6 protein-coding genes are annotated in these 6,288 nt (G+C 67.5%); 4 read left to right on the top strand and 2 right to left on the bottom strand.

Annotation, left to right across the window (positions count from 1 at the left end; genetic code table 11):
- A partial coding sequence (locus R5W23_RS30380) for a glycogen debranching enzyme N-terminal domain-containing protein (RefSeq protein WP_320689628.1) occupies window positions 1–398 on the bottom strand: 398 nt, incomplete at its 3' end.
- 309 nt (window positions 399–707) lie between these two features.
- Between R5W23_RS30380 and R5W23_RS30375 the strand changes: the two genes are divergently transcribed.
- On the top strand, window positions 708–2,948 hold the full coding sequence (locus tag R5W23_RS30375) for a DNA/RNA non-specific endonuclease (RefSeq protein WP_320689627.1): 2,241 nt from the start codon (window positions 708–710) through the stop codon (window positions 2,946–2,948).
- Between the two features lie 30 nt (window positions 2,949–2,978).
- On the opposite strand, the gene R5W23_RS30370 is transcribed toward R5W23_RS30375, so the two are convergent.
- Window positions 2,979–3,704 (bottom strand): DUF72 domain-containing protein, encoded by a 726-nt coding sequence (locus R5W23_RS30370; RefSeq protein ID WP_320689626.1) that lies wholly within the window; start codon window positions 3,702–3,704, stop codon window positions 2,979–2,981.
- A 369-nt stretch (window positions 3,705–4,073) separates the two neighbouring features.
- Here R5W23_RS30370 and R5W23_RS30365 point away from each other — a divergent pair, with 369 nt between their 5' ends.
- From R5W23_RS30365 to R5W23_RS30355, 3 genes are all read left to right on the top strand, one after another.
- The gene (locus R5W23_RS30365) at window positions 4,074–4,250 is read left to right on the top strand and encodes a hypothetical protein (protein ID WP_010043431.1); all 177 of its coding nucleotides are present in this window, start codon (window positions 4,074–4,076) and stop codon (window positions 4,248–4,250) included.
- A 124-nt stretch (window positions 4,251–4,374) separates the two neighbouring features.
- Window positions 4,375–5,541, top strand: a complete 1,167-nt coding sequence (locus tag R5W23_RS30360; RefSeq protein ID WP_320689625.1) for a hypothetical protein — start codon at window positions 4,375–4,377, stop codon at window positions 5,539–5,541.
- A gap of 81 nt (window positions 5,542–5,622) precedes the next feature.
- Window positions 5,623–6,114 (top strand): four-helix bundle copper-binding protein, encoded by a 492-nt coding sequence (locus R5W23_RS30355; RefSeq protein ID WP_320689624.1) that lies wholly within the window; start codon window positions 5,623–5,625, stop codon window positions 6,112–6,114.
- The last annotated feature ends 174 nt before the right edge of the window (window positions 6,115–6,288 follow it).

Genomic DNA, 6,288 nt, shown 5'->3' with positions numbered 1-6,288 from the left:
ATCCACTTTTCCAGCTCGAACCCCTCCACCTCGTACCGCCATACCGGGAGCCCGGCTTCGAGTTGGAACCCGGCGAGGTGCTCCGCACCGCGGATGTTCGGCGTTGTGCCAGCCTGCTCCTCGCCGCCGAGCGAGACCGTGCGGTAGTCCGGTAGGCGGACGGATTCCCAAAGGTGGTTCACCATCATCGTGCGGCCGAGCGGCGCCGGGAGCGCCGCGACGAGGAGCCCGTGGTATCGCCGCGTGGCAATTCCAGAAACGGTTCCCGACGCGTACCCGCCCAGCCCGTTCGTCACCAGCCACTCGCGCTCGAGCCGGTCGTCGGGTGGGCGGCGTTCGCCCGGCCGCCAGGGGGGCGTGAGCACCTCGTCGCGCATCGGCTGTGGCGCTTCCGGCATGGCGTTACTCCATCGACCGCGTCCGTTCTTGGCGCGTGCGCTCCGTAACCCGTTCCCGGCGGAGCCCAAGTGCTGTTGCGCAAGGGGCCTGCAACTCCGGTACCAATGGGGCCGCGGTGTCGCCATCCGCGACCCGCCGGGCGCTGGCAGAGGGGGCGCATTGAGGTGCAACTCGGTGGCGCTGGCGGGCGCGATGCAAACGGTGGAGTTGTGAAGAAATCGGGAATCGGGCCAATTACTGTTGTGATCAGCAGCCTCACCGTTAATTTGAGTAGCGATATCCAACAGGCTTAAACTCATAACACGCCTATGTCAGCGCCCACAAATCAGTTGGCTTTTGACCCCGAGGTCGCCCTGGCCGCTGCGAAGCGGTGGGATTCGCGCACGCCGCGCCACGAGGCGTTCGACGAGGCGGCGCGGGAGCGCCGGTTCTCGGACCTGGACACCTCGGAGCGGATGGCGAAGCGGGCCAACCGGCTGCTCCGCCGGATGCGCGCGACCGCTCCGGGACTCGTCACGGCGGTCGCGGCGGACCTGGCGGGCGCAGAGGCGTACACCGTGGTGGGGCGGGCGGTGACCGAGGCCGCCGTGTCCCCGGACCTCGTGAGCAACCAGATCCTGGAGCGGGTCCTCGGGGCGACGCGCGACTTCCAGTTCGTCGAGTTCTTCGCGCAGGCGCTGTTCGCCAGCCGCTCGGTCGGGCGCGTGGTCACGAAGATCGGGGGCGGGCGGGTCAGCTACGGTACCGGGTTCCTGGTGTCGCCGCGGCTGCTGCTGACGAACCACCACGTTCTTGAGTCGCGGGCCGACGCGGCCCGCAGCGAGGTCGAGTTCAACTACCAGCGGGACCGGCTCGGGGCGGCGCTGCCGGTCGCGCGGTTCCGGCTCGAGCCGGGCGCGTTTTTCCTGAACGACAAGGATCTGGACTTCGCGCTCGTCGCGGTCGCGGAGACGAGCGCCGGGCGCGGGCTGCGCGAGTTCGGCTGGTGCCCGCTCATCAAGGACGAGGGCAAGATCGTCGTGGGGGAGCCGATCAACATCGTTCAGCACCCGCGCGGCGAGATGAAGCAGGTCGTGGTGCGCGAGAACCGGCTGATCGACCTGCTCGATCAGTTCGCGCACTACGAGGCGGACACCGAGCCGGGCTCGTCCGGTTCGCCCGTGTTCAACGACCAGTGGGAGGTGGTGGCGCTGCACCACAGCGGCGTGCCCAAGCGGAACAACAAGGGCGAGTTCCTGACCACCGACGGTCGGGTGTGGAAGCCGGGCGACGACCCCACGCGGCTCGCGTGGGAGGCGAACGAGGGGGTGCGGGTCTCGACGCTCGTCGAGTTCATCGCCCGGGCGAATGTGCCCGCGAGTGCTCGGGCGCTGCTGACACAGCTCCTCGACGCCAAGGCGCCGCCGGAGGCGACCGAGGCCGGCCGCGCCGGTCCGGTCGTCCCTCCCGATTTGGTTCTACCTCCAGTCCCAGACCCGCAGGTGACCACGATGCCCGACCTCAAGTTGACCGCCGGGGGCGTGACGCTCACGATCCCGCTCCAGATCACCGTCACGCTCGGCACGCCGGTGTTGGCCGGCGGACCGGATTCGCTTGTCGTCCCTGGACCCGCTGAGGGGCTTGACGCGCGAGAGAAGATTCTTCCCGACCCCTCCGACCGCCAGTACAAGAGACGGCCCGGGTACAAGCCCGATTTTCTCGGGGCCGGGCTATCGGTTCCCCTTCCTAAACTGACCGCGGGCGTCAAGGCGCAGGCGTTTGCGCTGCCCGGGGTGAACGGCGACGCGAAGTTCGAGCTGAAATATCACCACTACAGCGTTCTGTTCAACAAGGCGCGGAAACTGGCGTTCGTATCGGCGGTGAATTACGACCCGCTCGCGCCCACGATCCCGCGCGACAAAGACGGCGACAAGTGGTTCTTCGACCCCCGGGTGCCGCAGGAGTTTCAGGCCGGTGAAGGGCTGTACTCGAACAACGACTTCGACCGCGGGCACCTGACCCGTCGGGCCGATGCCGGTTGGGGGGCGGGAGGCGAAGCGAAGCTGGCCAACGACGACACGTTCCACTTCACCAACTGCTCCCCGCAGCACTTCGTCACCAACCAGGGGAAGTCGAACCAGGCCCCTCCCGGCCTCAAACTGTGGGGCAAGCTGGAAGACTACGTCGCGGCGCAGGGTAAGGCGAACCGGTCCCGGCTGTGTGTGTTCAACGGCCCCGTGTTCCGCAGCACCGACAAGATGTACCGCGGCATTTGCCAGATCCCGCTGGACTACTGGAAGCTGATCGCGTTCCGGCGCGACGACGGTACGCTCGGGGCCGCGGCGTTCGTGCTCACGCAGGCGACGCTGGTGGGCGACCTGCTCGAAGAGTTCACCCCCGGCGAGTTCAAGACCGTCCAGAAGTCGGTCGCGGATTTGGAGGGGCTGACCCGGCTCGATTTCGGCTCCCTTCGCGCGCAGGACGTGCTCAACCGCGACGGGGCCGAGGAGCGGTTCGAGGAGGGGGCCGACGCGATCGCGATCGAATCGGTGGAGGACGTGGTTCTGTGATTCGCGGTCGGGGGACGGCGTTGCGGCCCTTCACGCGCTCCGCTTTTGGGGCGCTGTGCCCGCGGCGAGCAGCTCCAGCAGCCGCGACGCCAGCCGCGGGCCGGCGCCGGCGTCTTCGTGCTTGAAGAACACGTACCCTTCGCGCCACCCCGCGCCGCGCAGCGCCGTCGCCCACTCGCGCAGTGCGGCATCGTCGTACTCGGCGCGGCGCAGGCGCACGTAGCCCCAGCCCGCAGTCGGGACGAAGGGGACATCCGGTCCGTCGTCGGCGTCGGCGATGCAGAGCGCGGCCTGGTGGTCGCGCAGCAGGTCGAACACGTCCTCTTCAAACCACGACGGGTGGCGGAACTCGAACGCCACCCGGCACGCCGGCAACCGGCCCAGGAACTCGTTCAGGAGCGGAACGTCCTTGCGGAACGCCGGCGGCAACTGGAACAGCACCGGGCCGAACCGGTCGCCGAGTACGTCCGCGGTCGTGACCAGGGACGCGACCTGATCGCACGCGCCGGCGAGACGCCTCACGTGCGTGATCTCTTGCGGCGCTTTCAGCACGAACCGGAACCCTTCGGGCACCTGTCGCGCCCAGCCTTCCAGAAGCGCTGCGGTCGGGGGGCGGTAGAACGTGTTGTTGATCTCGACGGCACGGAACCGCCCGGCGTAGTAGCCCAGCATCTTGTTGGCCGGGAACTTGAGCGGGTAGAAGCTCCCCTTCCACTCCGGGTACGAGTACCCGCTGGTGCCGACGTAGAAGTCCATTTCTGTTCCGTCCTGTGGAAGACCGTCCCGCTTAATCGGCACCGTACCCGCGTTACGCCGGGCGCACAACCGCCGTTTTCAAAGGTTGCCCACCCGACCCAGGTTACCGGGGCTCATCACATCCGATTTTGTGGGACTTCTCTTAAGTTGCGTGTGGCGGAACGTTCGTCCCGGTTTACAGATAAAATTCTCCGCTCGCGTTGCCGAGCTTTTGGGGGTTCCTATAACTTGCTCCGCTCAGAATTTTCTTGCTCTGCCGGCGTTCCGGCAGTACCTCTCCTCACCGACCCGCTGGCGCCTGTGGCGGCACCGGCCAAGCGGTGAGGCCCGCAACCGTGCGGGCTAACAGACTGCGAAAGGGCCAGGGCCATGTACACCAGCGGCGCCGCCGACAGCGTGGATTTCATTGAGGAGCTGCGGCTCCGCCGCTGGGCGCGCGAAAATTATGTGCCCTCCGATGAGCGCGACGCCGCCTGGCATCCGATCATTCTGGAGGAGATGCGCCGCAAGGACTGCGAAGTGAGCGAGGCCGTGCTGGTCGGCTGACCGCCCCCGCTTCGCGGCGGCGTGTGGGTGCGAGTGCGGGCGTGGGAACGGCGGCGGGCCGGGGCCTGCCGCGGGTTTCGCGCTCCCGCTCGCACCCACACCGCTTTCGACACGGAGGTTGGAGATGGGCTTTTTCGCAGGGCGCGTGACGTGTCTGCGCTTCAAGGTGAACGGCCCGGCGCCGCGCCAGTTCGACGACGAGCACCTCGCCCGCCTCTCCGACCACCAGGCCGGCCGCCAGCGGATCGCGTCCGCCGACGGGGTCGAAACCGGCTGGACCGCCGGCGAACACATCCTCGACACCGACTTCGGGTTCGAGAAGAACATCATCAACGACACGCTCAACTTCGAGCTGCGCGTCGACACCGAGAAGCTCCCCGGCGACCTGCTGCGCGCGTACACCGCCGTCGAACTCAAGGCGCTCTCGAAGGACAACCCCAGCGGGTTCGCCAGCGCGCGCCAGAAGCGCGAGGCGAAGGAGATCGCCCGCCAGCGGCTCGAACAGGAGGCCAAGGACGGCCGCTACCGCAAACGGAAGTGCGTGCCCGTCCTGTGGGACCGCCAGACGAACGAGGTGCTGTTCGGCGCCACCTCGCTCACCCAGGTCGACCGGCTCACCAGCCTCTTCGAGCAGACCTTCGGGCACGAGTTGGAGTGCGTCACGGCGGGCCGGCGCGCGTACCAGCTCGCGGAGCTGCACTCGCTCACCCGGTCGGTTGATGACGCCGCGCCCAGCGCGTTCGTGCCCAACGCGTCGCCCGACATCGCCTGGATCGCGGACGACAGCAGCCGGGACTTCATCGGCAACGAGTTCCTGCTGTGGCTCTGGTACTACACCGACATCGAGTCCGACACGCTCAAGCTCCTCGACGGCTCCGAAGTGACGCTGATGCTCGCCCGCACGCTCAACCTGGAGTGCCCCCGGGGGCAGACCGGGCACGAGACCATCACGCACGAAGGCCCGACGCGGCTCCCGGAGGCGCGCCGCGCGATCCAGAGCGGTAAGCTGCCCCGGAAGGTCGGGCTGACGCTGGTCCGGAACAGCGACCAGTACGAACTGACCCTCCACGCCGAAACGCTCGGCGTGGGCGGGGCGAAGCTCCCGCCGCCCGACGAAGGGGCCGACGCCCGCGGGAAATTGGACGACCGCGCCAACCAACTCCGTGAACTGACCCAGACGCTCGACCTGTTGTACGACGCCTTCGGGCAGAAGCGGTTCAGCGGGGCGTGGCAGGCCGAACTGGAAGGTATGCAAAAGTGGCTGAAGCGCGGCGAGCGGAACGCCGCCTGACGGCGGCGCGACGTTTGCACAGCACCCCTCAGTGCCGCCGCACTTCGAGCGGTCCGGCGTTCCGTTTACAGAGGGGGAATCATGATCCGCACCAAGCTGTTCGGGGCTCTGGGGCTGTTGGCGGTGTCGTTCGCGGTGGCCGGCACGGCCGTGTCCGTGGGTGGCAAGCAGCCCGACACCGCAACCAAAGAGCAATCGAAGGCCGCCGACCCGCACATGTCTCAGTTCATGGACTGTGCCAAGGAGTGCGACGACTGCGCGCGGATCTGCAACATGTGCGCGGCCCACTGCGCGAAGATGGTCGCAGAGGGAAAGAAGGAGCACCTCGAAACGGTCCGCACCTGCATCGACTGTGCCACCCTGTGTCAGTCGGCGTCGGCGATCGTGATCAAAAGCGGGCCGTTCTCGGACTTGATCTGCACGGCGTGCGCCGAGGCGTGCAAGCGGTGCGGCGACGCGTGTGAGAAGCACGCCGAACACGACGCGATCATGAAGCAATGTGCGGCCGAGTGCCGGAAGTGCGAGAAGGCGTGCCGGGTGATGATGAAGCACACCATCAAAGGCGACAAGTAAGTGACCGCGACGCAGGTTCGAGACGGCCGGGCTTAGTGCCCGGCCGTTTGCATTTGTTGGAGGATCATTTCCACCACCCAGCAACTCGGCCCGTGGTCGGGGCACGATTGTAAGTGTTCGTGGATGAGCGCATCTTCGCACCCCGCGTCACGGAGCGCGTCGGAGAGAATTGGG

Source organism: Gemmata algarum, assembly GCF_034097035.1.
In the GTDB taxonomy this organism is placed as follows: Bacteria; Planctomycetota; Planctomycetia; order Gemmatales; family Gemmataceae; genus Gemmata; species Gemmata algarum.
Note: the sequence above shows the minus strand (reverse complement) of the source record. Positions and strands in the feature narration are given on the sequence as shown.